At 34.8% G+C, this 26250-nt stretch carries 20 protein-coding genes and 1 rRNA gene; 19 read left to right on the top strand and 2 right to left on the bottom strand.

Features of this window, described 5'->3' with window-relative positions:
• Positions 1–40 precede the first annotated feature (40 nt).
• The 12 genes from APF76_09455 (at position 41) to APF76_09400 (ending at position 14587) form a co-directional block, all read left to right on the top strand.
• Positions 41–535: a translation initiation factor IF-3 gene (locus APF76_09455; protein ID KUO48868.1), complete on the top strand. Its 495-nt coding sequence runs from the start codon at positions 41–43 to the stop codon at positions 533–535.
• Between the two features lie 23 nt (positions 536–558).
• Positions 559–753, top strand: coding sequence for a 50S ribosomal protein L35 (locus APF76_09450; protein KUO48867.1), 195 nt, complete (start codon positions 559–561; stop codon positions 751–753).
• A 23-nt stretch (positions 754–776) separates the two neighbouring features.
• Positions 777–1130: a 50S ribosomal protein L20 gene (locus APF76_09445; protein KUO48866.1), complete on the top strand. Its 354-nt coding sequence runs from the start codon at positions 777–779 to the stop codon at positions 1128–1130.
• Between the two features lie 90 nt (positions 1131–1220).
• On the top strand, positions 1221–2021 hold the full coding sequence (locus APF76_09440; protein ID KUO48865.1) for a hypothetical protein: 801 nt from the start codon (positions 1221–1223) through the stop codon (positions 2019–2021).
• 485 nt (positions 2022–2506) lie between these two features.
• Entirely contained in the window at positions 2507–3532 is a 1026-nt protein-coding gene (gene pheS / locus APF76_09435) for a phenylalanine--tRNA ligase subunit alpha (protein ID KUO48864.1), read from the top strand.
• 18 nt (positions 3533–3550) lie between these two features.
• Positions 3551–5968, top strand: a complete 2418-nt coding sequence (locus APF76_09430; GenBank protein KUO48863.1) for a hypothetical protein — start codon at positions 3551–3553, stop codon at positions 5966–5968.
• Positions 5969–6043: 75 nt separating this feature from the next.
• Positions 6044–6316, top strand: a complete 273-nt coding sequence (locus APF76_09425; protein ID KUO48862.1) for a hypothetical protein — start codon at positions 6044–6046, stop codon at positions 6314–6316.
• Between the two features lie 68 nt (positions 6317–6384).
• The gene (locus tag APF76_09420) at positions 6385–8064 is read left to right on the top strand and encodes a hypothetical protein (protein ID KUO48861.1); all 1680 of its coding nucleotides are present in this window, start codon (positions 6385–6387) and stop codon (positions 8062–8064) included.
• Positions 8043–8627 carry a hypothetical protein gene (locus tag APF76_09415; GenBank protein ID KUO48860.1) on the top strand — a complete coding sequence of 195 codons (585 nt, stop codon included), beginning with the start codon at positions 8043–8045 and terminating at the stop codon, positions 8625–8627. The genes APF76_09420 and APF76_09415 overlap by 22 nt, the downstream gene beginning before the upstream one ends.
• A 68-nt stretch (positions 8628–8695) precedes the next feature.
• Positions 8696–9649 (top strand): NGG1p interacting factor NIF3, encoded by a 954-nt coding sequence (locus tag APF76_09410; GenBank protein KUO48859.1) that lies wholly within the window; start codon positions 8696–8698, stop codon positions 9647–9649.
• 73 nt (positions 9650–9722) lie between these two features.
• Positions 9723–12239: a hypothetical protein gene (locus APF76_09405; GenBank protein KUO48858.1), complete on the top strand. Its 2517-nt coding sequence runs from the start codon at positions 9723–9725 to the stop codon at positions 12237–12239.
• Entirely contained in the window at positions 12239–14587 is a 2349-nt protein-coding gene (locus APF76_09400; protein ID KUO48857.1) for a hypothetical protein, read from the top strand. Before APF76_09405 ends, APF76_09400 begins: the two co-directional genes overlap by 1 nt.
• A gap of 92 nt (positions 14588–14679) precedes the next feature.
• On the opposite strand, the gene APF76_09395 is transcribed toward APF76_09400, so the two are convergent.
• Complete coding sequence (locus APF76_09395; protein ID KUO48856.1) at positions 14680–17424, bottom strand: hypothetical protein; 2745 nt, start codon at positions 17422–17424, stop codon at positions 14680–14682.
• Between the two features lie 210 nt (positions 17425–17634).
• Between APF76_09395 and APF76_09390 the strand changes: the two genes are divergently transcribed.
• From APF76_09390 to APF76_09365, 6 genes are all read left to right on the top strand, one after another.
• Entirely contained in the window at positions 17635–18858 is a 1224-nt protein-coding gene (locus APF76_09390) for a tyrosine--tRNA ligase (GenBank protein ID KUO49088.1), read from the top strand.
• Between the two features lie 128 nt (positions 18859–18986).
• Positions 18987–19658, top strand: a complete 672-nt coding sequence (locus APF76_09385; GenBank protein ID KUO48855.1) for a hypothetical protein — start codon at positions 18987–18989, stop codon at positions 19656–19658.
• Between the two features lie 142 nt (positions 19659–19800).
• Entirely contained in the window at positions 19801–20385 is a 585-nt protein-coding gene (locus APF76_09380; GenBank protein ID KUO48854.1) for an anthranilate synthase, read from the top strand.
• A gap of 22 nt (positions 20386–20407) precedes the next feature.
• Entirely contained in the window at positions 20408–21829 is a 1422-nt protein-coding gene (locus tag APF76_09375) for a hypothetical protein (protein ID KUO48853.1), read from the top strand.
• Positions 21830–21845: 16 nt separating this feature from the next.
• Positions 21846–22649 (top strand): hypothetical protein, encoded by an 804-nt coding sequence (locus tag APF76_09370; protein ID KUO48852.1) that lies wholly within the window; start codon positions 21846–21848, stop codon positions 22647–22649.
• A gap of 255 nt (positions 22650–22904) precedes the next feature.
• Entirely contained in the window at positions 22905–23648 is a 744-nt protein-coding gene (locus APF76_09365; protein ID KUO48851.1) for a hypothetical protein, read from the top strand.
• Between the two features lie 361 nt (positions 23649–24009).
• Here the strand turns inward: APF76_09365 and APF76_09360 are convergent, their stop codons facing one another.
• Entirely contained in the window at positions 24010–25614 is a 1605-nt protein-coding gene (locus tag APF76_09360; GenBank protein KUO48850.1) for a hypothetical protein, read from the bottom strand.
• A gap of 564 nt (positions 25615–26178) precedes the next feature.
• Here APF76_09360 and APF76_09355 point away from each other — a divergent pair.
• Positions 26179–26250: ribosomal RNA gene (locus tag APF76_09355) — 16S ribosomal RNA — on the top strand; the annotation flags it as partial.

Genomic DNA, 26250 nt, shown 5'->3' with positions numbered 1-26250 from the left:
AAATTCATGGAGGTGACAAAATATTAGTAAAGAATTAAGGATTAATGAGGCTATTCGTACAAGAGAGGTTCGCCTTATTAGTGAAACTGGAGAACAGTTGGGGATAGTGTCTCCGAAAGAGGGACTACAAATTGCTATGGAAAAGGGAATGGATTTAGTAGAAATTTCACCGGGAGCTAAACCACCTGTCTGTCGTATCATGGATTACGGCAAGTATATGTTTGAGCTAAGCAAAAAGGAAAGAGAATCTCGCAAAAAACAGAAAACTATCAATGTAAAAGAGGTTAAATTTAGAGTAGGTATTGAGGAGCATGATTTTCAAACTAAAGCCAGAAATGCAATAAAGTTTATTGAAAATGGTGATAAGGTTAAGGTAACAATCATGTTCAGAGGTAGAGAAGTTACCCACTCTGAATTAGGTAGAGCTATTTGCCTTAAGCTAGCCAAACAATTAGAAGAAATAACAAATGTTGAGAAACCTCCAAAATTAGAAGGTAAAAACATGACAATGATCCTAGTTCCAAAGGCAGAGTAAATAGATTAAGGGAGGAAGCAAATATGCCTAAAATGAAAACCCATAGGGGAGCAGCCAAAAGATTTAAGCGTACTGCATCTGGCAAGATAAAAAGGTCTAAAGCTTATACAAGCCATATGCTTGGTAGAAAATCAGCCAAGAGAAAAAGAAATTTACGTAAAGGCACCATAGTTACTGCAGGAGATCAAAAAAGAATGGATCAACTTATTCCTAGATAATTATAGCAAAGGAGGAACTATATATGGCAAGAGTTAAAAGGGGTGTAACCGCTCGTAAAAGACATAAAAAGATTCTTAAACTAGCAAAAGGTTATTTTGGCGCAAAATCTAAGATTTTTAGACCGGCTAACCAGCAGGTATTAAAGTCTTTATCATATGCCTATGCACATCGTAAGAAAAGAAAAGGCGATTTTAGAAAATTATGGATTTCTAGAATTAACGCAGCAGCTAGAATAAATGGTCTATCCTATAACCGTTTTATAAGAGGATTGAAAAATGCTGGTGTTGATATTAACAGAAAAATCCTAGCTGAATTAGCAGTTAGTGATGCTAAAGCTTTTGAAAAGTTAGCTAGTATTGCAAAAGAAAATAACTAATCTTAACTTAAACGGCTTTTGACAATACAAAGGCCGTTTTTTACTATAGGATGAATTTTAATATCAATACATAGAGGGGTATTACGTTTAATGCATTTTAAAGATATTACTTCCAAAGATAATTCTGTATTTAAATTAACAAAATCTTTGAGCCAGAAAAAAAATAGACATGATAGTGGCTTATTTCTGTTAGAAGGTACAAGACTGATAGAGGAAGCTATTGCTCATGGAGTAATAATCGAGCACCTGATTGTTGGTGAAATGATTGATAAATTACCAGCTAATTGTGATGATTGTCAAGTATTAAGGTTTAACAATAAAATGTTTAGAGAGATTTCTGATACAGTATCTCCACAGGGTGTAATAGCTGTAGCGAAACAAATTAGACACTCACTTGCAGATCTTATAATTGACCAAAGCCCTTTATTCATAGTATTAAATGGAATACAGGATCCAGGAAATCTTGGGACCATTATAAGGACAAGTGCCGCAGCAAATGCGAGTGCTGTTTTATTGACTGAAGGAACTGTAGATTTATATAATTCTAAAGTTATAAGGGCCACAATGGGAGCATTGTTTCAAATTCCTATTATTACTGAATTAAAAGATAGTGAAGCCATTAACTGGTTAAAATATAATAAAGTAGATATCTTAGTAGCTGATTTAGATACTAATGAATATTATTTCTCTGTTAATCTAAAAGAACCAGTAGCAATAATTATAGGTAATGAAAACAAAGGACCTTCTCACAAGTGGAAGGAAGCAAGTAATAAAAAGATTAAAATACCAATCTTAGGTAGCACAGAATCCTTAAATGCAGCTGTAGCAGCAGGCATAATTATTTATGATGTTGTTCGTCAAAGGTACTTAAATCATGGCCACCTTTCTTGATTATGGTTTTAAAAATATGATATAATACTACTGTAATCCAAAACTGGAAAGGTTGGTGTATGCCCTGTGTTTCTACCTGCTGAAATTTTTTGGAGGATTTTTGAAAAAACTGGATCAATAAGAGCCTATATTATGTACAAAAAGTTGATTGTACAGTAGAATATCAGGGTAGAAATAGCTATGAATGGGATAAGTAATTATTTTCAAATCTCTTCAGGGAGGTAGAGTCTTGATTGAAAGCTTTACCAGAGATAAAAATAATGAAATTCACCCAAGAGCTGCCTTTTTGAAACCTCAGTAGGGAAGGCCGGTGAATACACCGTTATCAAATCATGAGATAATCTTATGAATTCATTTGTTCATAGATTAAATAGGGTGGTACCACGAATATGCTTTCGTCCCTTGGGGAAGAGAGCATTTTTATTTTGGGGACATTTCGGTGTATCCCCGATTATTAACTAAACGTAGGGAGGTTAAAGATTTATATGATAGATAAGCTAAATATAATTAGAGATCAGGCTTATAGTGAAATAACAGACTGTCAAGATATGTCTAACTTAGAAGGAATAAAAATCAAATTCCTAGGCAAAAAAGGAGAACTAACATCATTATTAAGAGGTATGGGGCAACTCACCTCAGAGGAAAGGCCTAAAGTTGGAAAAATTGCCAATGAAGTTAGAGATAGTATTCAAAAATTACTAGATCAAAAACTTGAGGACTTAAAAGTTAAAGAGACTGAAGCTAAATTGAAGCAGGAACAGCAGGATGTAACACTTCCTGGATACAAAATAGGAGTAGGAAGAATTCATCCAATTAGTCAAGTTTTAAATGAAATCCAAGATATTTTTCAAGGTTTAGGGTATTCAATAGCCGAAGGACCTGAAATAGAAAGCGATTATTACAATTTTGAAGCCTTAAATTTACCAAAAGACCATCCAGCAAGAGATATGCAAGATTCTTTTTATATTACATCAGAAGTATTATTAAGAACCCATACGTCGCCAGTCCAGGTAAGAGTAATGGAAAAAATTGCTCCAAAGTTACCTGTAAGAATAATTGCACCAGGAAAGGTATTTAGAAGAGATGATGACGCAACCCACTCACCTATGTTTCACCAGGTTGAAGGATTGTTGATTGATAGAGAGGTTACTTTAGGAGATTTAAAAGGGACGCTATTGGCGTTTGCAAAGGCAATGTTCGGCGAAGGGGTGGAGATCCGTTTAAGACCAAGTTATTTTCCATTTACCGAACCAAGTGCTGAAGTTGATATCTCATGTGTAATGTGTCATGGTTCTGGCTGCAGAGTATGTTCAGGTACTGGTTGGCTGGAGATTTTAGGTAGTGGTATGGTGCATCCTAGAGTATTGGAGATGTCAGGCTATGACCCTGAAGAGGTAAGAGGATTTGCCTTTGGTATGGGTGTAGAGAGAATAGCTATGTTAAAATATGGCATTAATGATTTGCGATTATTTTTTGATAATGACATTAGATTTTTAGAACAGTTTAAATAGAGATAGGAGGAATTAGGTGTGAGAGTTTCTTTAAATTGGTTAAGGGAATATGTAAAGTTCAATATTAGCCCTGAGGAACTAGCTGAAAGATTAACAAGCGCTGGTAATGCTGTTGATACAATTGAATACTTAGGGCAAGAAATATCAGAGATATATGTGGGAGAGGTAAAAGAAGCAGGTCAACATCCTAATGCTGATAAGCTCTCTCTTTGCGTGGTAGATGTAAATGAGGAAAATAAAGATTTACAAATCATTTGTGGAGCTCCCAATGTTAAAAAGGGACAAAAGGTAGTTGTAGCTGTACCAGGAGCAAAGCTTCCAAACGATATTAAAATACGTAAAGCTAAAATAAGGGGAATTGAGTCCTGCGGAATGATCTGTTCTGGGCAAGAACTAGGAATAGATGAAAACTTAATCCCGGAGGAACAAAAAAATGGAATACTAGTTTTAGATGCAAGTGTTCCTTTAGGGTCTGACGCTAAAAAGGTTTTAGGATTAGATGATGTAGTTCTTGTTTTAGATTTAACACCAAATAGATCAGACTGCTTAAGCATAATCAATATTGCTAAAGAAGTAGCTGCCGTAACAGGTGGAAAAGTCAAGTTTCCAGAAATAATAATGTCGTTAGATGAAAGCACCGTAAATTCTGTATCTGTTGAGATTATTAGTCCAGACTTATGTGAAAGATACGTAGCTAGGGTTGTTAGAGATGTTAAAATAATGCCATCTCCCCTGTGGATGCAAAAAAGACTTCAGGCAGTTGGAGTACGTCCCATAAACAATGTGGTAGATATTACCAACTACGTTATGCTAGAAATGGGTCAGCCACTACACGCATTTGACCATGACCTAGTTTCAGAGCAAAAAATAATTGTTAGGCGTGCAGAAAATGCAGAAGTTATCAAAACTCTTGATGAAAAGGACAGAAAGTTACATGATGAGATGCTTGTTATTGCCGATCCTGAAAAAGCAATAGCAATTGCAGGAGTTATGGGAGGCTATGATACAGAGGTTACAGATAGAACCAAGAATATAATTATAGAGTCAGCCCATTTTCATCCTATATCTGTACGTAAAACATCCCGAGAACTTAATCTTCGATCGGAAGCCTCTTTGCGGTTTGAAAAGGGTATGGATAAGGTGCGTACAGAGACGGCAGCAAATAGAGCATGTCAGCTACTTGGAGATCTAGCTGGGGGAAAAGTAGTAAAAGAATTTGTAGATGAGTATCCTGTAAAATATTCTCCTATAACTATAGTTCTTAGAAGAAGCAAAGTAAATGCTACCATTGGTGTTAATCTTTCATTAAAAGAAATAAAGGAATTACTTGAAAGGATAGAACTTCAGGTAGAGATCAATAATCAAGATGCTATGACTGTATCTATCCCTAGCTATCGAGGAGACGTTACAGGAGAAATAGATCTAATAGAAGAGGTTTCAAGGCTTTACGGCTTAGATAATATACCAACTACCATGCCCTTTGGAACGATTGAAAGAACGGTAAAATCTAAAATGCAGTCTATTGAAGAAATTATTAGAAACTCATTAGTATCCTGTGGTTCCATGGAAGTAATCACATATAGTTTTATCAATGAGAATGTGTATAACAAATTAAATATTTCAGAAGATCACATGCTAAGGGATTCAGTAAAAATCTGTAACCCATTAAGTGAAGATGGAGCAATAATGAGAACTACCCTTATTTCCAATCTTCTTGACGTTTATGTAAAAAATAAAAGTCGTAGAATAGAAGATGTTAATATTTTTGAATTGGGAAGAGTATACTATTCAACTTCTGATTTATTGCCAAAAGAAACCAAGAAGCTAGGAATACTTGTTTCTGGTAAAACATGGAAGGGCTGGGGTTGGGGTAGTCTAGATATGGATTTTTACTTTCTTAAAGGTATGGCTGAACAATTAGCGGAAAATCTTAATATAGAACTTGAATTTGAACCATTAACTGAAATTCCATATTTACATCCAGGAAGAACAGCTCTTGTCAAGGTGCAAGGAATAGGTGTGGGTAGCATTGGGCAACTTAATCCATTAGTTATGGAAAACTATGAAATAGAAAACCCAGTATATTTATTAGAATTTGATCTTGATAAATTGGCTGATTTCTACGTATCCGATACTATCTATAAGGAAATAGGAAAATATCCAACAGTTGAAAGGGATTTAGCTATCTTAATCAAAGAGGATATTAATGTCAAAGAAGTGGAATTTGTGATTAAAAAATTTGGAGGAAGCCTTCTTAAAGACTTTCATTTGTTTGATGTTTATAGAGGAAAACAGGTTCCTGACGGTTACAAAAGTCTTGCTTTTTCACTAATATATCAATCAATGGAAAAAACACTAACAGATGTTGAAGTGAACGAGGTCCACGAAAATATACAAAAGAACCTTTCAAGTGATATTGGTGCGCAACTTAGATAATTTTCCTTTTATAATATTAAAAGAAATGGTAATATTAGGCTAAGAAAATACGATTTTGTAAAATGAGGTGGCATTATGACGAATAATGCGGAAAAGGTTAGGGTTAAAGTTGATTTACTTGGACAAGAATACATTATAATAGGAGATAAATCATCAGAGCATATTCTAAAGGTAGCTGGAGAAGTTAATGATTTGATGAATAAAATTCATCAGAATAACCCCCATATGCCTCAAGTAAAAATTGCAGTCTTGACAGCCTTAAATCTTGCAGATGAATTAACTAAAACTAGGGACGACTATACATGGCTTTTAGATTTAATAGAAGATGAGAAAAAAGCAACAAAGTAACAAAGAAATAGAATAACCCGGCATTATACACCGGGTTATTCTTAAAATTATTATATTAAGGTGATTAAATGACAAGTATTGAAATAGCTTGGATTTTACAGCAAATATCCGATTATATGGAATTATTAAATGAAAACACCTTAAAAACAAATGACTATCGGAAAGCTTCTAAATTACTTAAAAAATATAATGGTAGTGGTTATGAATTCATTAAAGAATACTCTTCAAAAAGAAAACACACTTTTCACATTGACGTAATCAAAGATATCCAGGAAATTTTAAAAACAAGAAAAAGTAAAAGGTTATTCTATTTGAAGCAGAAAATTCCCAGGAATGTGCAGGGGCTTTTAGATATCCCTGGTATAGAAACTAAAGTAATTAAACAAATATATAATACATTGAATATCACTAATCTTCACGGCCTAGAAAAAGCTGCCAAAGAGAAGCGAATTCGTCAACTGCCAGGAATGGGTAGCAAAACTGAATTATCTCTTATTAGGGGTATTGACCTCCTGAATAATCCTCGAAATATTTTCCCGCTGGGTATGGCAACATATATTGCCAAAGATTTTTTGCATATTCTCACTAACCTTTCAAATGTAAAAAATGCATCAATAGCCGGGGAAGTGCGAAGAGCACAAGAGATGATTGAAAAAATAATCTTAGTAGTAAAATGTGAAGATAAAGAATTAACTGCAAGGGTTCTTGGAAAACACCCACTTGTCAGTAAGGTATTACAAAGTAACAGTCAAATGATTGGGTTACTTACAAAGATAAACTTACCAATAGAAATCAATTTTTGTAGAGATAATTTCTTTTTTTGTTTGCACCATTATACAGGCAGTAAAAAATATCTTGATGCATTTTTCAAAAAGCTAGATACTGCTAATCTTAATTTGACTAATCTTGACTCTGAAGAGGATATCTTTATTAGAGCAAATATCCAGTTCATAAGTCCAGAAATTAGGGAAAGTAGCGAAGTGCTAGAGTGGTCAAAGGAACGAAGTATTCCAGAATTAATTGAATTAGAAGATATAAAAGGTGACCTGCATATTCATAGCAATTGGAGCGATGGTGTCAACACCATCGAAGAAATGGTTGAAGCAGGCCAAAAAAAGGGTTATGAATACATGGCTATTACAGACCATTCTAGAACCTTGACGGTCGCAAGTGGTCTTTCAATTGAACAAATACATAAGCAACACCAAATCGTTTCTGAAATTAATAAAAACTTAAAGGATTTTAATGTTTTCACAGGCATAGAGGTAGATATTTTGAAAGCGGGAGACTTGGATTATCCAGATCAAATATTAGAAAATACAGATCTGATAATAGCTTCAGTACATAATAATTTACGGCAAGATGAAGAAACTATAACTGTAAGGGTAGAGAATGCAATAAAAAATCCCAATGTAGACATTCTTGCTCACCCTACTGGCAGGATATTAGGAAGAAGAAACAGTACCCTTATTAACCTAGAAAGAATATTTTCACTTGCAGAAAAAACTGGTACCGCATTAGAAATAAACTCATCACCTGATCGACTTGATTTAAATTCAGAAAATGTAAAGCTTTCGCAAAAATATGAGATACCTATTGCAATTAATACTGATGCTCACAGCATTAAATCTCTTCAAGACATAGAGTTCGGTATTAAAACAGCAAAAAGGGGGTTGCTTGAAAAACAATCTGTTATTAATACTTGGTCGAAAGAGGAATTGAAAAGATGGTTAAGGAAAAAGAAATAACTGGATTTTTTTTTGAAAGGGATACAGTAACGGTTGCTGAAGAACTATTAGGGTGTTTGCTAATCCATAACACACCAAAAGGCCCTATTGGGGGATATATAGTTGAAACTGAAGCCTACCTAGGATATGATGATCCAGCTTGTCATTCATGTAGAGGTGCAACAAAAAGAAATGAAGTAATGTTTTTAGGATCTGGTCTAGTTTATGTATATTTAATATACGGTCTTTATTATTGTTTAAACTTTACAACTGCATCTGATGACAAACCGGAGGCAGTTCTAATAAGGGCCATTGAACCTCTTACCGGAATTGAAACAATGCAGAGCAATCGTAATAGGATTGGAGAAAAAGACCTTTGTAGTGGTCCAGGTAAATTAGCACAAGCGCTTGAAGTTGATTTGAAACTAAATGGAACTAAAGTTGGAGAAAAGGTTGCTATAAAAGTAGGAAAAGATATTTTACAAAAGCAAATAGTGAAGACAACAAGAGTTGGTTTATCTCAAGCTGCAGATTTGCCTTTGCGTTTTTACATAAGAAACAATCCATTTATCTCAAAAAGATAAAGAATTACATATTATTAGGATGAGCTAGAATAATAAATCTATCTTCAATAAGATAAGGAGTGAAAGTTGTGAAACTTAAGGACATTTATCAGTTGGCTATTCAACTTGGAATTGAAAATGACCCAAGAGATAGCGAAATGGTTGAAAGAGTATTAAGACTTGCAAAAGAAGAATTTGCAGAGCTTAAGTATGATAAGAAAAAGGACTTTGACCAGGATAAGCTCGATAATCCATATGCAGATACTCGTATACTTGCAGGAGAGAGTGACCAGGAGATTAAGTGTATTCTTACTGGTATCGATATGGAAGTAGGAGAAGTTTTACTGGCTGACAGGCTTAATGAAAAGGGTCAAAAGATTGATCTTATTTTATCACATCATCCTGAAGGCAAAGCTCTTGCCAGATTATCAGAGGTCATGAAACTTCAGGAAGACCTTTTAAATAAATGGGGAGTCCCCATATCTGTAGCAGAAGGTATTATGACTAAAAGAATCAAAGAAGTTGATCAAGGGCTCTGGCCCATAAATCATAACAGAACTATAGATGCTGCTAAACTATTAGGATTTGCTTTTATGTGTACTCATACGCCAGCAGATAATTTGGTAACAACTTTCCTACAAAACTATCTGGACAAGGCAAAACCAGAGACACTTAAAGGAGTAGTGGAGACACTAAAGGAAATTCCTGAATTTGCACAGGCAATCCAAACAAATGCAGGGCCAAAGATTTTACTAGGAACAGAAAAAAGAAGAGCAGGTAAAACAATCGTCGAAATGACTGGAGGTACAAGTGGTTCAGAAGATGCCTTTGCAAAGCTTAGCCAAGCTGGCATAAGTACATTAATAGTAATGCATATGGGGGAAAAACACCGCAAGTTAGCAGAAAAAAATAATATGAATGTTATTGTAGCAGGTCATATGGCAAGCGATTCATTGGGAATGAATCTTCTCCTTGACAAGATAGAGGAAAAAGATATAAAAATTATAACTTGCTCAGGCTTAATAAGGGTTAGTCGGAATTGACATTTCAGCGGCATATAAGCCGCTGTTTCCTTGTGGTTATTTTTTTAGAAAACAGGTGAAGGTGATTAAGCATATGGATAGGAAAAGAAAAATGGAGATATTGGCACCTGCTGGAGGGTTTGAAGCTCTTATGGCAGGTGTTGAAAATGGTGCAGACGCAGTTTATCTAGGCGGAGGTCTTTTTAATGCTCGTCAGTTTGCAGCTAATTTTTCAGATGAAGAACTTAAAAAAGCAATTTTTTACTGTCATGGAAAGGGAGTAAAAGTATATGTAACTGTTAATACCCTCATATTTAACCATGAACTTAATGAGGTAACAGACTATCTGTATTTCTTATATACAAGTGGAGTCGATGCAGTAATTATTCAAGATGCTGGTTTGTTACTACTTATAAAAGAAGTCTTACCAGGACTGGCTGTTCACGCAAGCACTCAGATGACAATACATAATCAATATGGAGCAAATTTTTTATGGAACAGGGGCGTGGAAAGGGTAGTACTTGCTAGAGAACTGTCTATAAGTGATATAAGCACGATTCACAATAAAAGTAAAATTGAATTAGAGATTTTTGTCCATGGAGCTTTATGTATTAGTTATTCTGGGCAATGTCTATTTAGTAGTATGATAGGGGGTCGCAGCGGAAACAGGGGAAAATGTGCTCAACCCTGTAGACTTCCATATAAATTAGTAGAAACCAAAGATAGTAAAATAGTCAATGAGTTTTCTGCTCCTGGAGAATTCATTTTAAGTACTCGGGACCTAAATACAATAGAAATACTACCAGAACTTATAGAGTCAGGAGCAACTTCCTTTAAATTTGAAGGACGTATGAAAAGACCAGAATATGTGGCTACAGTAATTAGAATATATAGAGCAGCACTTGATAGATATTATAGTAACTCAGACCATTATTTTGTTTCCCAAGAAGATTTAAATGCACTTGAACAGGTATTTAACAGGGATTTCACACAAGCATATTTAAAGGGAGATCCTAAAGCAGATTTAATGAGTTTTACAAAGCCCAATAATAGAGGCCTGTTTCTTGGAAGAGTGGTAGACTTTGAAAATGGGCAGGCTCTTGTAAAACTTGAAGAGGATTTATCGATTGGTGACGGAATTCAGGCGTGGGTATCTATTGGAGGACGCAAGGGAGAAACAATAAATAGTATATCCCAGAATGGGCAACGGGTAGAAATGGCATCTAAAGGATCTGTAGTGGGGTTAGATTTACCAAAGGGAATCAGAAAGGGTGACAGGCTTTTTAAGACATATGACCATCAATTGATGGAAAAAGCAGAAAAGACCTATGCTTATGAGACCAAGATATCAAAGGTTCAATTAAATCTTACAGTAAAAGGTCAAGTGGGAAAACCATTAGAAGTATATGCTCAGGATGAAAAAGGAAATAGTGTTCACGCATCATCAGAGATTGCCTGTCAGGAAGCTATAAAGCATTCCTTAACAGAAAATGTACTTATTAAACAACTCGGAAGATTAGGAGATTCAGAGTATGAATTAGGAACTTTGTCGCTTGAATTACAAGGTCAAATAATGCTTCCATTAAGTGAGCTTAATAAAGTTAGAAGGATAATTGTAGATAAGCTAGAAAAACACAAAGGAGAAAGTATTTCTGGACTTAGCCATCAGGAGTTTCTAAAAAACAAAAAAGTGTTTTTAAATAAAGCTCAAAGTACACAGAAACGGCGAAAGAAACACCGACTCAAGCTTAATGTCAAAGTGGGTGACTACGCTTCCTGTGTTGAAGCATTATCCCAAAATGTAAATGCAATCTATATTCCATTATTTCCTTTAAAAAATAAACAGTTTACAGTTAAACAGGCAAAAACTTCTATTATAAGTGGAAAAAATAAGGGGATCAAAGTAATCCCCTATCTCCCAAGAATTGTTCATTCAGATAAGATAAATGATATAATAAAAGCATTAGATTATATTAGACAGGCGGCACCTGAAGGTATTTTAGTAGGTAACCTAGGTTTAATTCAATTAATACAAGAAATAGCACCTGAAATACCTATATATGGCGACTATTTCTTAAATGTATTAAATTGGGCAGCTGCTAAGTTACTTTTAAGAGAAAAGATAGTAAGTTTGTGTTTATCACCTGAATTAAACTTTACTCAATTAGAAAGATTTCCTAATGAAATACTGGAGATGTCTGAGTGTTTAGTTCATGGTTATTTACCTTTGATGGTATCACGTTATTGTCCAGTAGCTGCCCTTGGTGGCGGTTGTGACAGATCTTCACAAGATAATCTTGCTTGTAACAGGCAGCTTGGCCTTAAAGATAGAAAAGACTATGTATTCCCGATTGAGATGGATTATCACTGCTCAATGCATCTTTATAATGCCAATGTTTTATCCTTAATTGATAGTTTGCAAAGGTTTAAGGATTTTGGCATAGGGGGAATCAGATTAGAGATGGAGCAAGAAGATGAAAGACAGGTGTTAAAGGTACTAGGATATTATAGAGACGCATTAGAAAATGAAACTTTGGATAGGATGGATCTGATTAAGAAACTGTATCCGGGAGGAGTAACTAAAGGGCATTATTTTAGGGGAGTGGAATAGTGATAATGGATGGCAGAAAGAAGGTTTTAGAAAAACTAGAATATAACAAGATTATTCAACTTCTTGCAAGAGAAGCCAGTTCTAATCTAGGAGTAGAAAAAATTGAACAGATAAAGCCTTCGCATAATTTACAGGAAATCAAAATCCTTCTACAGGAAACTAGTGAGGCAAGTGAGGTAATAAGATTAAATCCCCAGTTTTCTATAGGTGGGTTTAGAAACATTAAACCATATATCAAAAGAACGTTATTAGGATTAAGTATTGAACCTGATAACTTTTTAGATATCACTATCTCCATAGGTAGCGGTATCAAAGTAAAGCGTTTTTTTGAAAATTTGGGTAACAAGTATCCTTCAATTTCACGACAGGTACAAAGAATTGAGAATTTGTCCAATTTAAAAAACAGTATTGAAAAAATAATTACTTCGGAAGGCACAATAGCCGATGATGCCAGTCCTAAATTAAAGGAAATAAACAGAGGAATTATTGATACTAAAGAAAAAACAAAAAGTAAGCTTCAAGGAATAATCCATTCTGTTGCCATGCAAAAAAAGCTTCAGGAGCAGATTGTTACAATTAGAAATGGTAGATATGTAGTACCAGTAAAACAAGAATATGTATCACAAGTTCCTGGAATGGTTCATGACCAATCCGCAAGTGGTGCTACGGTATTTATTGAGCCAATGGTAGTAGTTGAGTTAAATAACAAACTCAAACAATTATTGCTTCAGAAAAAAAGTGAGGAAGAAAGAATTTTAAGTGAGCTTAGCCAAATGGTGGCAGTTGAAGAAGTGCCATTATTGGAGTTAATTGAGGCATTAACAAGCCTAGATGTTTTTTTTGCTAAAGCCAACCTTGCATATAGATTAAGAGCAACGAAACCCATAATAAATCAGAAAAAATATATAAATCTAAAAAATGCAAGACATCCTCTAATTAAGGAAGATGAGGTTGTACCAATAGACTTTTGGCTTGAAGATAATGTTACTATGGTTGTAATTACCGGACCAAATACAGGAGGAAAAACAGTAACTATAAAAACCGTTGGACTATTAACGTTAATGGGGCAAAGTGGTCTTTTTATACCTGCTGCTGAAGAAAGTGAAATAACTCTAGTAGATAGTGTTTATGCAGATATTGGGGATGAGCAAAGTCTTGAACAGTCATTGAGTACATTTTCATCCCATCTAACCAATATCATTGATATCTTAAGTAGTGCAACCGATAATAGTCTAATACTACTAGATGAACTAGGTGCAGGAACAGATCCCATTGAAGGAGCAGCTCTTGCAATGTCTATATTGGAGTATCTACATGATCGAGATATCCTTACAGTTGCTACAACACATTATGGTTCATTGAAACATTTTGCTTATAATACTGCTGGGGTTGACAATGCTAGTGTAGAATTTGATATAGCAACTTTAAGACCAACTTATCGACTGTTAATGGGTTTACCTGGTAAAAGCAATGCCTTTGAAATTTCCAAAAAGCTAGGGTTACAGCTTTCGGTAATTGAAAGGGCAAGGGATTTTATGAATTCTGATGAGATTGAAGTAGGAGATTTAATTCAAAGTCTAGAAGAAAGCAGAAAGGAATTAGAATATCAAAAACAGGAAATTCTCAGGGAAAAACAGGAAGCTGAAAATTATAAGCAACTTTTCAAAAACAAATATGTGAAGTTTAAAGATAAAGAAAATCAGATTTTAGAAAAAGCGGCAGATGAAGCACGTGAACTTCTTAAGAGAGTAAAGCTAGAAGCGAAGGAAATCATTCAAGGTTTACACACATCTAAAGAAATCCAGGAAACCCAAAACAGTCTGAAGTCTTTAGATGATAGAATTTCTAAGGTTAAAGCCGAAAAAGAACATCAATTTGCTGGAGAGAAACCTAAAGCGTTACACATAGGTGATGCAGTATATATTCCCAAACTTAATCAAAAGGCTACTGTGCTAGAGCTGACTGGAGATGGCAGGGATGTATTAGTCCAGGCAGGAATAATGAAAATCAATGTGAATATTAAGGATCTAAGAATAGTATCTAAAAATGAAACTAAAAAGGAAAAGTCAAAACCCATAACGGCAATGATAATAGAAAAGAGTAGAAGCATATCACCTGAGTTAGATCTAAGGGGCTATAATGGAGAGGAAGCAATTAAGACTATTGAAAAGTACATTGATGACGCTGTACTTGTAGGATTAGGGCAGTTGTCTTTAATTCATGGCAAAGGTACTGGTGCCTTAGCAAAAGCTGTTCAGGGGTATTTAAAAACTCATCCCCAAGTAAAAGACTTCAGATATGGACAGCATGGTGAAGGGGGACATGGAGTCACAATAGTCAAGCTATAATTACACATATCTCTAATAAGTGTATATAGTAGCAACAAAAGTACAAATAAAAGGGAACTTGGTTTCATTTAGTCCAAGTTCCCTTTTCATATTTATCTAGTTTTAGCCGTTATGACATCACTTAGCCGATTTCCAGCTACAATTTGATACTTATAATTTTGATTGGGTTCGATAGCTTCATCTAAAAATGATGTTCCAGTTGTAGAACCAAGCTGTTTCTTCAGATTGCCATTTTCCCAACGCTGAATACTATAGGTAATATCTGAACCTAAGGAATTCCAGCTTAATAGTATACCATGGTTATTACCATCATTTATCAGTTCTATACTTAGCTCTAATGGCACTTCTCCAGGTTCAAGATCAATCTCGTTATCATTATCGCTATTATTTCCAGGGCCTGAACCTGACACTTTACCAAACAGTTGGTGATCATCTAAATCGCAATAATCACTTGGAATATCTTCAAGAGACATTCTTCTTTCTGTTACTACATTGTCTGGACAACCTCCAGTTTGCCCTGGTTCAGGTTTAAGAGCTAAAACTGGAAAACCTCTGTGTTTTTCATCTTCACAAAAATATACGGTTATTTTACTTTGTGCATCATGCATGTCACAAATTTCTGTTGGATACTCCATATCATAGTCTTCAGGATAGACACCTGGACGAGTTTCTGGTGGAACATATGGGACTGGTCTTTGCATGTAAACCCCATAAACTATATCAGTACAATATTCAGAAGGTCTCTTGCCAGTTTCAGCGCAAATTGGCGCTTCTATCCAAACATCTGAAATCTCTTTAGGAACATTATCCCGAATAAATACTTCATTTATTATATATTGACTAGGTGTCAGTTCACTTGGTAACAAACCGGATTTGGCGTCTATGGCAGTATATACTAGGTTTGCTGGTCTAGTAAACTGTTCAACAGGCTTATCTTTTAAAGCTTCTTGCATTGCAGATTTCCAGATAGCAGCGGGCATGTGACCACCATAAACCGCTTTAAGATAATGCTTAGGTGTGGTCTCGTCATATCCCATCCATACTACACTAGTATATTCAGGAGAATAGCCTGCAAACCATGCATCTCTAAAGTTGTTACGCAGGTTATCAAACTCTGGCAAAGGTGGTAACTGGGTTGTACCAGTTTTACCAGCCGCTGGCCTACCTAAATTAGCTCTTGTTCCAGTACCACTTTGAATAACTGTAACAAGCATATCAGTCATTAAGTAAGCAGTCTGTTCACTCATTACTACACTTTTATTAGGGTTAGCTTCATACAAAACCTGGCCATCTTTATCCACTATTTTACGGATAGCATGAGGTTCTATCAGCACTCCTTGATTAGCAAAAGCACCATAGGCACCAGCCATATCTAATGGTGATACACCTTGAGTTAAGCCACCAAGAGCTAAACTGAGGTTTTGATCAGTATCCAAAAGGGGTAAACCAAGTTTTTTTGCAAAATCAAATCCTTGTTTAACACCCACCTGTTGTAATGCTCTAAGGGCAGGAATATTAATAGAATCTTTTATAGCAGCCCTCATTGTAAGAAGTCCTCTCCATCTTCTATCGAAGTTGTGAGGTGAGTAGGTTGACCCTCCTGCACCACCTGGGAAATCAACTGGAGCATCATCATAAACTGTCGCAGGTGAATAGCCTGCTTCAAGGGCTGGTCCATAAGCGGCTATAGGTTTAATAGTAGAACCTGGTTGCCTTTTCATATCAGTAGCACGATTAAGACCTCTGCGTGTTGTAAGTTCTCTACCGCCAACAAGTGCCATTATTTCTCCATTACGATGATCTAGAAGTACTGCTGCACTTTCCACTAAGATTTCATCTACTCCCTCCGGGAAGTTGGCTGGATCTTTATATACACTCTCAAGATTTGTCTGTACTTTAGTATCCATGGTAGTATAAATGCTTAAACCTGATTTAAAAATTTGTACCGATTCTATACCCATCTCTTCTAATATAGAAGAAGCTTCCTTAATAACATAATCAGTAAACCATGGATAATTGTCTTCAAGTTGCGTTCTATTTTCATTCAAAACAAATTCTTCCTGTTTAGCTTCTTCTGCTTGTGCTTCAGTAATAAAATCGTACTTTGCCATCATGTTCAAAACAGTATTCCGTCTATTCATGGTTGACTCCGGATTATTGTATGGCGAATACGTCGAAGGCCTTTGAACTATACCTGCTAGAAGAGCAGATTCGGCAAGTGTTAACTCGTCAAGTTCCTTATCAAAATAGGTCTGAGCAGCTGTTCTAATACCCGATGCACCATGACCAAAATAAATATGATTAAGATATAAATTAAATATTTCATCCTTTGTATATACTCTCTCTAGTTGAATAGCCAATATTGCTTGCTGAATTTTTCTTTCCATCTTTTTTTCCCTGTTAAAAATAAAAGCATTATTGGCAAGCTGCATTGTAATAGTACTAGATCCTTCAGCGTAACGACCTTGACGGAGGTTAGTAACAACTGCTCTGCCAATGGATTTTATATCCACTCCGAAGTGCTCATAAAATCGAACATCTTCTGTTGCAAGAAATGCTTTCTTTACGGTATCTGGAATCTCATCAAATTCCGCCCATATTCTATTTTCTGTGCCCCTTAATTGTGCAATGATTTGGTCATCATTATCATAGACAAAAGCAGATAAATCAGGGTTATATTCCAGATCAAAATCAGGCATATTTTTTACGACACCAACCATAAATCCAATACCTGCACCACCAATAATAAAAACTAATAATAATATTAGAAAAATAGAAAAACGCTTTGCATTTAACTTGCGCTTCTTCTTTCCTTTATTGTTTTTTGTGTTTGACATTTTGCTTACCTCCTTGAGATGTCATGACAAATAATCCACCCATTGCCTAACATAGTTCATTATAACACAAATGAAAACCAAGAGAAAATCATAATATTATGTTGTATAGGAAACTTTAATTGTGCTAAAATATAATAACTGAATTAAACGGTTCTTCTTACCTAGGTAAGAAGATTATTTTTTTTAAAGTTGGAGGGATATTAATTGTTAATAAATGATCTTAAGACTCAGCTAGAAATAATTAAAAGGGGCACAGCTGAAATTATTCCAGAAACAGAATTAATTACCAAGCTCGAAAACTCCATTAAAAGTAATAAACCCTTAAAAGTAAAATTGGGTCTTGACCCGAGTGCTCCGGACATTCACTTGGGCCATACAGTAGTATTACATAAAATGAGACAATTTCAAGAACTTGGCCACCAGGTTATCATCATTATTGGTGATTTTACTGGGAAAATTGGAGATCCCACAGGAAAATCTGAAACAAGAAAAGCTTTGACTGATCTTCAAATAAACAGAAATGCCCAGACATATAAAGAACAAATTTTTAAAATTTTAGATAAAGAAAAGACAAAAGTTGTTTTTAATAGCCATTGGTTAGCACCTCTAAATTTTGCACAAATTGTTGATCTAGCTGCCAAAACTACTGTTGCAAGAATGCTTGAAAGAGATGATTTTTCAAAAAGATACAGTACCAATCAACCAATTAGCATCCACGAGTTTTTTTATCCATTAATGCAGGGATATGATTCGGTACATCTTGATGCTGATATTGAATTAGGCGGAACTGACCAGAAATTCAACTTATTAATGGGGCGAACCCTACAAAAAGAATATGATCAAGAACCTCAAATAGCAATTACAATGCCTATCCTAGAAGGATTAGATGGTGTTCAAAAAATGAGCAAAAGTCTAGGAAACTATATAGGCATCAGCGAAGCTCCTAAAGACATCTATGGTAAAGCAATGTCTATAGCTGACGATTTAATGCTTCGATATTTTGAGTTAGTTACCGACATTTCTTTAGACGAATTAAATCAATTAAAGTTGCAGTTAGAAAGTGGTCTACTTCATCCAAGAGATACAAAAATGAGATTAGCAAAAACCTTAGTATCCATGTATTATGGAGATGACTTAGCAGCAAAAGCAGAAGAGCATTTTAAAACTGTATTTCAAAAGAGAGACTTACCAGATGATATTCCAGAATTTATAATTACAGATGAAATTCTTGATAATGGCATGGTATGGCTTCCTAAAGTTCTTGTTGAGAGTGGTTTGATAGCGAGCACTAGTGAAGCTAGAAGGCTAATTAAGCAGGGAGCAGTTAAAATTGATGATAATAGGATAGACGAGATGGATTACATGCTTCAACCAAATGATAATATGGTAATTAAAGCTGGTAAGAGAAAATTTCTAAAAATAAAATTTAAATAATTTTTAAACAATCCAAATAGTATTACTTAATCATTTGCCAGGTGAAAATAAGCCTGGCTTTTTTATATTATTATTGCACCTTTTCCGAAGTATTTCATATATTTATGATATGGGGGAGGTGATTACATTTGTATAAAAGAAGAAAAAAAATAAGAATTAACCCCGTTACCAAAGTTTTAATATTTTTGGTATTATTTATATTACTGGTAGTATTATTTCTAGAAGTATCTTTAAAGCCTTCATTAAGTGCACTAGCAGAAACCCAGGCACAGTGGACCGCTACTGAAGCCATTCATCAAGCTATTCTTGAAGAAATTGCATCAGATATTAAATATACTGATTTAGTTATACCCCATAAAGATAAGGATGATAGAGTAGTGTTCATGCAGGCCAATTTACTAGTTGTAAATAGGCTTGCATCTGAATCTGTATTGAAGGTTCAAAAACATTTAGAACAAATGAGAGAGGAAAGTTTCTCTATTCCCCTAGGTCAAATTACAGGAATTAAGCTATTAGCAAACTTCGGACCTAAGATAAAGTTTAAACTATTACCTGTAGGTACAGTTAGGGTACAGATTTCTGATGACTTTACACAAGCAGGAATTAATCAAACACGGCATAAAATTTATCTTAATGTTAGTAGTGATATGAAAATTGCCTTCCCATTAATTGCAACAGACACCAATGTAGAAGCACAGGTTCCTATTGCAGATTCTATCATTGTTGGTCCAGTACCTGATACCTATATGTTCTTAGATATAGGGGCCCAGGCAAAACTATCAGATTTAACTGAATTATAGCCATTGACATCGATAAATATGTCGGGTATTATTGGCAATGACTGATACCAGTACTTTAGTACTGGTTTTTTCATGCTATTACAAGCTAAATCTAATTTAAAACTCCAGTAATATTAATGTTTTGTAAAAGGAGTTGGTACTATTGATTTTACTAATAGACAACTATGATTCATTTGTGTTTAATCTTTATCAATACTTGGGACATTTAGGTGAAGAAATAAAGGTTGTTCGTAATGATAAAATAACCATCGAAGAAATCGCAGAAATGAATCCTGAACACATTATTATATCTCCAGGGCCATGCACACCAAATGAAGCTGGAATTAGTCAGGAAGTTGTAAATAGTTTTGCAAATAAAATTCCAATTTTAGGAGTTTGTTTAGGCCACCAAACAATTGGACAGGTTAACGGTGGGCAAGTAGTAAGAGCACAAAGATTAATGCATGGAAAGACTTCTGAAATTTATCATGATGGGAAAACTATATTTAAAGGATTAAAAAATCCTTTAACAGTTACTCGTTATCACTCGCTAATTGTGAACAGAGACACCCTCCCAGATTGTCTGGAAATTAGTGCTGAAACAGATCAAGGAGAAATCATGGCGTTTCGTCATAGAGACTGCTTAATTGAGGGAGTTCAGTTTCATCCTGAAGCAATTCTTACAGAACAGGGGTATGATTTGCTAGAAAATTTCTTAAAATTAAGATATGTGGATAATATAAAATAATTTAAGTAGCTCGGAGGTTTTCATGGAAAAAGGAAATAAGGTTTTTGTAAAGAAAATAAAAGCAGAATGGGACCCAGAGAGAATTTTCCCATTCTTTTTGGATGGAGAACATCCATTTTTTTTAGATAGTGGTCTATACCATTCAGAAATCGGCAGATATTCATTTATGGGAAATAATCCTTATCTGATTTTTAAATCAAGAAAAGAACAGATACACATTTTGGAGAAAAACAAGGTCACCCAAATAGATGGAAATCCAATTGACGTACTGGATACTATTTTAAAAGATAATAGATGTTTACCCTTAGATTCCTCTTATCCTCCATTTCAAAATGGAGCAGTTGGTTATTTAGCATATGATTTAGGATGGCATATGGAAGTTCTTCCTGATATGGCCCAAAATGATATAGATTTGCCTGAAGGATATTTTGCTTTTTATGATTGTGTACTTGCTTACGATCATCTTGAAAAAAACTGCTTTCTTTTTTCATCAGGGCTTCCTTTAAAGGGCAAAGCAGCAGAAAATAAAGCAAAAGATAGATTAGAAGAAATGAATAAAAAGCTTAATTCATTCTTTAACCAATCACATACACCTCTTAAAAATGAGCTTCTACAAACAGAAACGCTAGAATTAAAATCTCATTTTACTAGAGAAGAGTATTGCGAAGCAATTCAAAAGGTAAAGGATTACATCGCGGCAGGGGATATATATCAAGTTAATATGACACAAAGATTTGAAACAAAAAGCCTAGTTTCCCCATGGGACCTTTATTGTAAATTGCGGAGGATTAACCCAGCTCCATTTGCTGCTTATCTAGATTTAGAAGAGGGTTATGTAATAAGTGCATCCCCAGAAAGATTTATAAAAATGGATGGAGATTATATCGAAACAAGACCAATAAAGGGTACTAGGCCAAGGTCTGAGTGTAATGATTTTAATGATAAAATGAAAAATGAATTATTAAATAGCGAGAAAGATAGAGCAGAACTAGTGATGATAGTGGACTTAGAAAGAAATGACTTAGGTAGAGTCTGTGAGTTTGGTTCAGTAAAAGTAGAAGAATTGTTTAGATTAGAATCCTATGCTACTGTTTTTCATCTAGTTTCAACTATTACAGGAAAACTAAAACCAAATTATCATTTTAAAGAAGTTATAAAATCAACATTTCCCGGCGGGTCAATAACAGGGGCTCCAAAAATACGTGCTATGGAAATAATTGAAGAGTTAGAACCTGTAAAAAGAGGTATTTATACTGGGTCAATTGGTTACTTAAATTTAGCAGGAAATATTGATCTTAATATAGTTATCCGGACAATTATCATTAAAGGTGACAAAACCTATTTCCAAGTTGGAGGCGGGATTGTAGCAGACTCCAATCCCGAAGAAGAATATCAGGAAACTCTAGATAAGGCAAAAGCATTAATAATGGCACTACAAAGATAAAAGGGAAGTTGATAAAATGAAAGTCTGGTTTAATGGAATAATCGAGGATAATAAAACACCATTAATACCCCTAGATGATTATGCCCTTCTATATGGATATGGTCTTTTTGAAACCCTTCTTATTGATAACGGAAGACCAATACTTTGGGAGGAACATATCATGCGAATGGTTAATTCTGCAAAAGAGTTCAAAATGGAGTTACCTTTTCAATCAGATAAATTGCTCCAGGAGGCTTTTAAGCTTATCGAGATTAATAACATAGAACATGGAAGTATTAGAATAACCTTATCAGGTAGTTCAAACATATTTATGACATGCAAAAAAGGAATACCTTATAATAATAGCTTATATAATACTGGAGTTTTACTATCTGCCAGGAAAGAAATAGAGGTATATAGTAGTAACTGGCTACTAAATCATAAAACCTGTTCATATATGAATAAACTATTAATCAAAAAAGATCAAGGGTTAAAAGGGTATTTTGATGCTGTTTTGGTTAATGAAAAAGGAAATGTTACAGAATGCTGTGTGAGCAACATCTTTTGTGTGCAAGATTCCATATTATATACACCACCAATTACTGCTGGAATATTACCTGGAATTATGAGAGATGTTGTATTTAAGCTTACAGCTGGTAGCAATATGAAAATAAAGGAGATGGATTTTACATTTGATTTTTTAGTTGGCTGCCAAGAAGTTTTTTTAACTAATTCTTTAATGGGAATAATGCCAGTACAGCGCATAGAGGAGCATTCCTTTGAAGTACCTGCTGAGATAACAACACATTTAACTAAAAAGTATAAAGCATATCAGTTGTAGATATACGACAATCCACCTATCATATTGGATTGTTTTTAGTTTTAAAGTGAACTCGTTCAGCCAAAGCTGAACATTGGGGAATCAGATGGAGACTCTACTCCACCTGATTTAGAGTCCACTTATAGAAGTGGGGGTCTTAACCCATATAGAATATTTTGGATAACCAGATTTAGTAAAGGCCATGTTTTATAATATATGTTACAATGAACAATGAACTTAATATGTATATTAATCAATTGTAGGGAGAATACAACTATGACAGAAAAAAACAAACAACCACTAATAGAAGTGGACAAACAGTTCTATCTTAGAATACCAGTTAAGACACATGTGCTGACAGAAGACGACAGTATAATTGATGCTGTTCAAAAGTATGCTACCCCTGTTTTGCAAGAAGGAGATATAGTTTTTGTAAGCGAAAAAGCAACAGCTATTACACAAGGTAGAGCAATTAAACTAAAGGATATTAAACCAAGATTCTTAGCAACCTTTCTTTCAAAGTATGTAAAGAAAGTTAGTTACGGTATCGGACTAGGAATGCCAGAAACTATGGAAATGGCATTTCGTGAAGTTGGTACCTTAAGAATTATTTTCGCAGCTATAGTTAGTGTTATAGGAAAAATATTTGGCAGAAGTGGGGATTTCTATCGTATCGCAGGAAGAAAAGTTGCTATGATAGATGGACCAACACCATATACATTACCTCCATATAACCAGTACGTAGTTTTAGGTCCTGAAAACTCCAATCAACTAGCAAACGAAATCGCACAGAGAATTAAGGCTGTCTGCGCAATAGTGGATGTTAATGACATAGGTAGTGAAGTAATATCGCTATCAGATAATTCTGCCCTTACAAAAAATGAGGTTGCTGCTATTTTAAAGGACAATCCACTTGGACAAGGTTCACAACAAACACCTATAGGCATTATTAGAAGTCTTGGAAAAGAAGAAAGCCTGGCACTATCCCAGGTCTCTGCGGCAGATAAACAGGATTCTTGACTTCAGGTAGAGTTTCCCACAGGATTAGTTCAACTACAGTTCAGGGAAAAACATCTGAACTAAGTTTCACTGAATTACTCCATCTAAAGGTTATAGAGCGAAACTTCATTTAATCAGCAGATTAAATGTTTAGCTGAGCTAATCCTTTAGGGGAAACCGTTATCCAGGGACATAGCACCGCTTATCTCCCACCTACGACCGTAGTTCTAGCATTGAGATTTTTGCAAGAAATACCAGTACAAGCTAGAAGATGGGAGTCTTGGAGTGAAACTTGTCAGCTTGTTGGCATAGCTGAACCCATGCAAGGCTAGCGGTGATAGTCATCGGATAAATAATAGCCTGAAATTTAATAAGAATAAGTCTAAGACTTAAATATTTTTAGCTTAGTAAGGAAACTTGCTACTTTAGGCCCAATTCTAGGTATTGAATTTAAGTCTTTTACTTTAACTCCACCAAGAAGCAACAGGCTAAAAGAATAGATTATCATCCCAGTTGAAATTGCAAAAACTACAGCTAATGTATTACCTATTGAGTTGATTGTTAATTCATAAACCAACAATGCTACAATTGCCATTAGTATAGTACATATTAAAGGGATTGTAACGTTCCTTTTCCAGCTCATTTTTAGTGAAGTATATTTTTTAACGTGATAATAATTAAGGAGTACTGAAACTGTAAAACCTGTAACTGTGGCAATCCCGGCACCAATAATTCCTAGTGTAGGTATACCTACAAGAATATAATTAAGGGATCCTTTTATAATAATACCAACAGTTAGGTTTATTACAGGCAAATAAGTTTTACCCATTCCTTGTAAAGCCCCACGTGTAGTTTGGTATAATCCTAAAAGAAGTGTTGAAGGTGCCAAAACTGCTATACTTTTACCTACTTCGGGTATCTTAAATAACATTTCTGCTATAGGTGTGCCAAGTATGAAAAGACCTGCAGCAGCTGGTAGCCCTATTAAAAATGTTACCCATAAACCTAGATTTATTCTATACCTAGCATCCTCTAATTGATTTTTTGCAAGGGCCTCAGAAATTGTTGGCACGAGACTTATTGCCACGGAAATAGTTATTATGGGGGGTAAATTAATTAAAACATTGGCCATTCCAGAAAATTGACCAAAGAGTTCAGTTGCTCTTGCAATAGAATGCCCAGCATCCTGTAACCTTGTGGGAATTATGGTAGCGTCTATTACTTGCATAATTGGGACAACAAGTCCGCCAATGGAGATTGGTAAGGCTAATGCAGTTATTCTTTTCATTAATGTTATAACTGGTTCAGCTTCGTGTATTGCAGAGAGAGAGACGGCATTATTTTTTTGATGTTTATTCCTAAAAGAAATATAGGCTATTATAAGAACAAACAAAGCTGCTATACTTCCTGTTACTGCTCCAAAAGCTGCACCAGCAGCAGCAAATTCAATACCTCTTGGAATAAGGATATATGCAAGGGCTAAAACAGTAGCAACTCTGATAAATTGCTCAAATACTTGGGATAAAGCTGTAGGAACCATTGTTTGATTCCCTTGAAAATAACCTCTAAAGGCTGAAGAAATAGCAGTTACAAAAATAGCTGGTGAAATCGCTAGTAATGCATAATATGCTCTTGTATCAAATAAAACGTTGTTAACTATCCATCTCGAGTTAAGCATTAATAATAATGTAATTACGAAACCAACAATGGCTAAAATTGATAATGAAACAAAGAATACTCTTTTAGCTCCTGTATCATCACCTTTAGCCTGCTTTTCAGATACTAAAATAGAAATAGCAACAGGAATCCCTGCAGTAGATAGTGCCAATAGCATTGTATATATGGGATAAGCCATTTGATATAGACCAATTCCCTCACCGCCAATTAGACGAGCTAGTGGAATTCTATATAAAGCCCCCATTACTTTTACTATCAAGCCTGCTACGGATAAGATAAAAGCTCCATGAAGGAAACTCCTACTAGTCATATATAAACCTACTTTCAAAGAATATTAATAATGTATATATAATGTAGTAATACTTAACGAATTACAATACAAATTGTATATCATTTTTGTTATGTATGTTACCACTTAGCAAGGATCATTAAACTAAACAACAAAAAGAATCATAAAATAGAATATTATTCACAAAATATCATAACATATTACTACCATTATATAAAACATAATATAAACCTCCTTATTACTACAAGATATTCATGAAGGTAAAAACAAGGTAAAAACAAAGAAAAACAAGTCGAAAAGCAGTTGACAAAGATATAAAGAGATGTTAATATAACTATTGTCGTTCGAAACGGCAAAGCAACAAAAGCAAGAATCACCAAGAAATACCAGTTGCAAAGAGGACGAAGAAATGTTAAACTAGAGTTCCGGCCGATGAGGCCAATGATCTTTGAGAATTGAACAGTGATAAGAATTAGACCCGTTAATTGAAACAACAGTAATAAAATTAATGGACAACAAAAAGTCCGATTTAAGCTAAGCTAGATCAAACTAGTAAAGTTAGTAACTAACGAAAGTTAGTTCAAATATTAACTGGAGAGTTTGATCCTGGCTCAGGACGAACGCTGGCGGCGTGCTTAACACATGCAAGTCGAACGG

The organism is Desulfitibacter sp. BRH_c19 (genome assembly GCA_001515945.1).
Lineage (GTDB): Bacteria > Bacillota > DSM-16504 > Desulfitibacterales > Desulfitibacteraceae > Desulfitibacter.
The sequence above is the reverse complement of the archived record's forward strand: the minus strand, read 5'-3'. Positions and strand labels throughout refer to the sequence as shown.

What these genes read in the sequence shown, in the direction of transcription:
- APF76_09375 (KUO48853.1), top strand. Translation starts at nt 20,408, where the DNA reads ATGGAAAAAGGAAATAAGGTTTTTGTAAAGAAAATAAAAGCAGAATGG.
- APF76_09445 (KUO48866.1), top strand. Translation starts at nt 777, where the DNA reads ATGGCAAGAGTTAAAAGGGGTGTAACCGCTCGTAAAAGACATAAAAAG.
- APF76_09370 (KUO48852.1), top strand. Translation starts at nt 21,846, where the DNA reads ATGAAAGTCTGGTTTAATGGAATAATCGAGGATAATAAAACACCATTA.
- APF76_09420 (KUO48861.1), top strand. Translation starts at nt 6,385, where the DNA reads ATGACAAGTATTGAAATAGCTTGGATTTTACAGCAAATATCCGATTAT.
- APF76_09440 (KUO48865.1), top strand. Translation starts at nt 1,221, where the DNA reads ATGCATTTTAAAGATATTACTTCCAAAGATAATTCTGTATTTAAATTA.
- APF76_09450 (KUO48867.1), top strand. Translation starts at nt 559, where the DNA reads ATGCCTAAAATGAAAACCCATAGGGGAGCAGCCAAAAGATTTAAGCGT.
- APF76_09415 (KUO48860.1), top strand. Translation starts at nt 8,043, where the DNA reads ATGGTTAAGGAAAAAGAAATAACTGGATTTTTTTTTGAAAGGGATACA.
- APF76_09405 (KUO48858.1), top strand. Translation starts at nt 9,723, where the DNA reads ATGGATAGGAAAAGAAAAATGGAGATATTGGCACCTGCTGGAGGGTTT.
- APF76_09425 (KUO48862.1), top strand. Translation starts at nt 6,044, where the DNA reads ATGACGAATAATGCGGAAAAGGTTAGGGTTAAAGTTGATTTACTTGGA.
- APF76_09360 (KUO48850.1), bottom strand. Translation starts at nt 25,614, where the DNA reads ATGACTAGTAGGAGTTTCCTTCATGGAGCTTTTATCTTATCCGTAGCA.
- pheS (KUO48864.1), top strand. Translation starts at nt 2,507, where the DNA reads ATGATAGATAAGCTAAATATAATTAGAGATCAGGCTTATAGTGAAATA.
- APF76_09395 (KUO48856.1), bottom strand. Translation starts at nt 17,424, where the DNA reads ATGTCAAACACAAAAAACAATAAAGGAAAGAAGAAGCGCAAGTTAAAT.
- APF76_09365 (KUO48851.1), top strand. Translation starts at nt 22,905, where the DNA reads ATGACAGAAAAAAACAAACAACCACTAATAGAAGTGGACAAACAGTTC.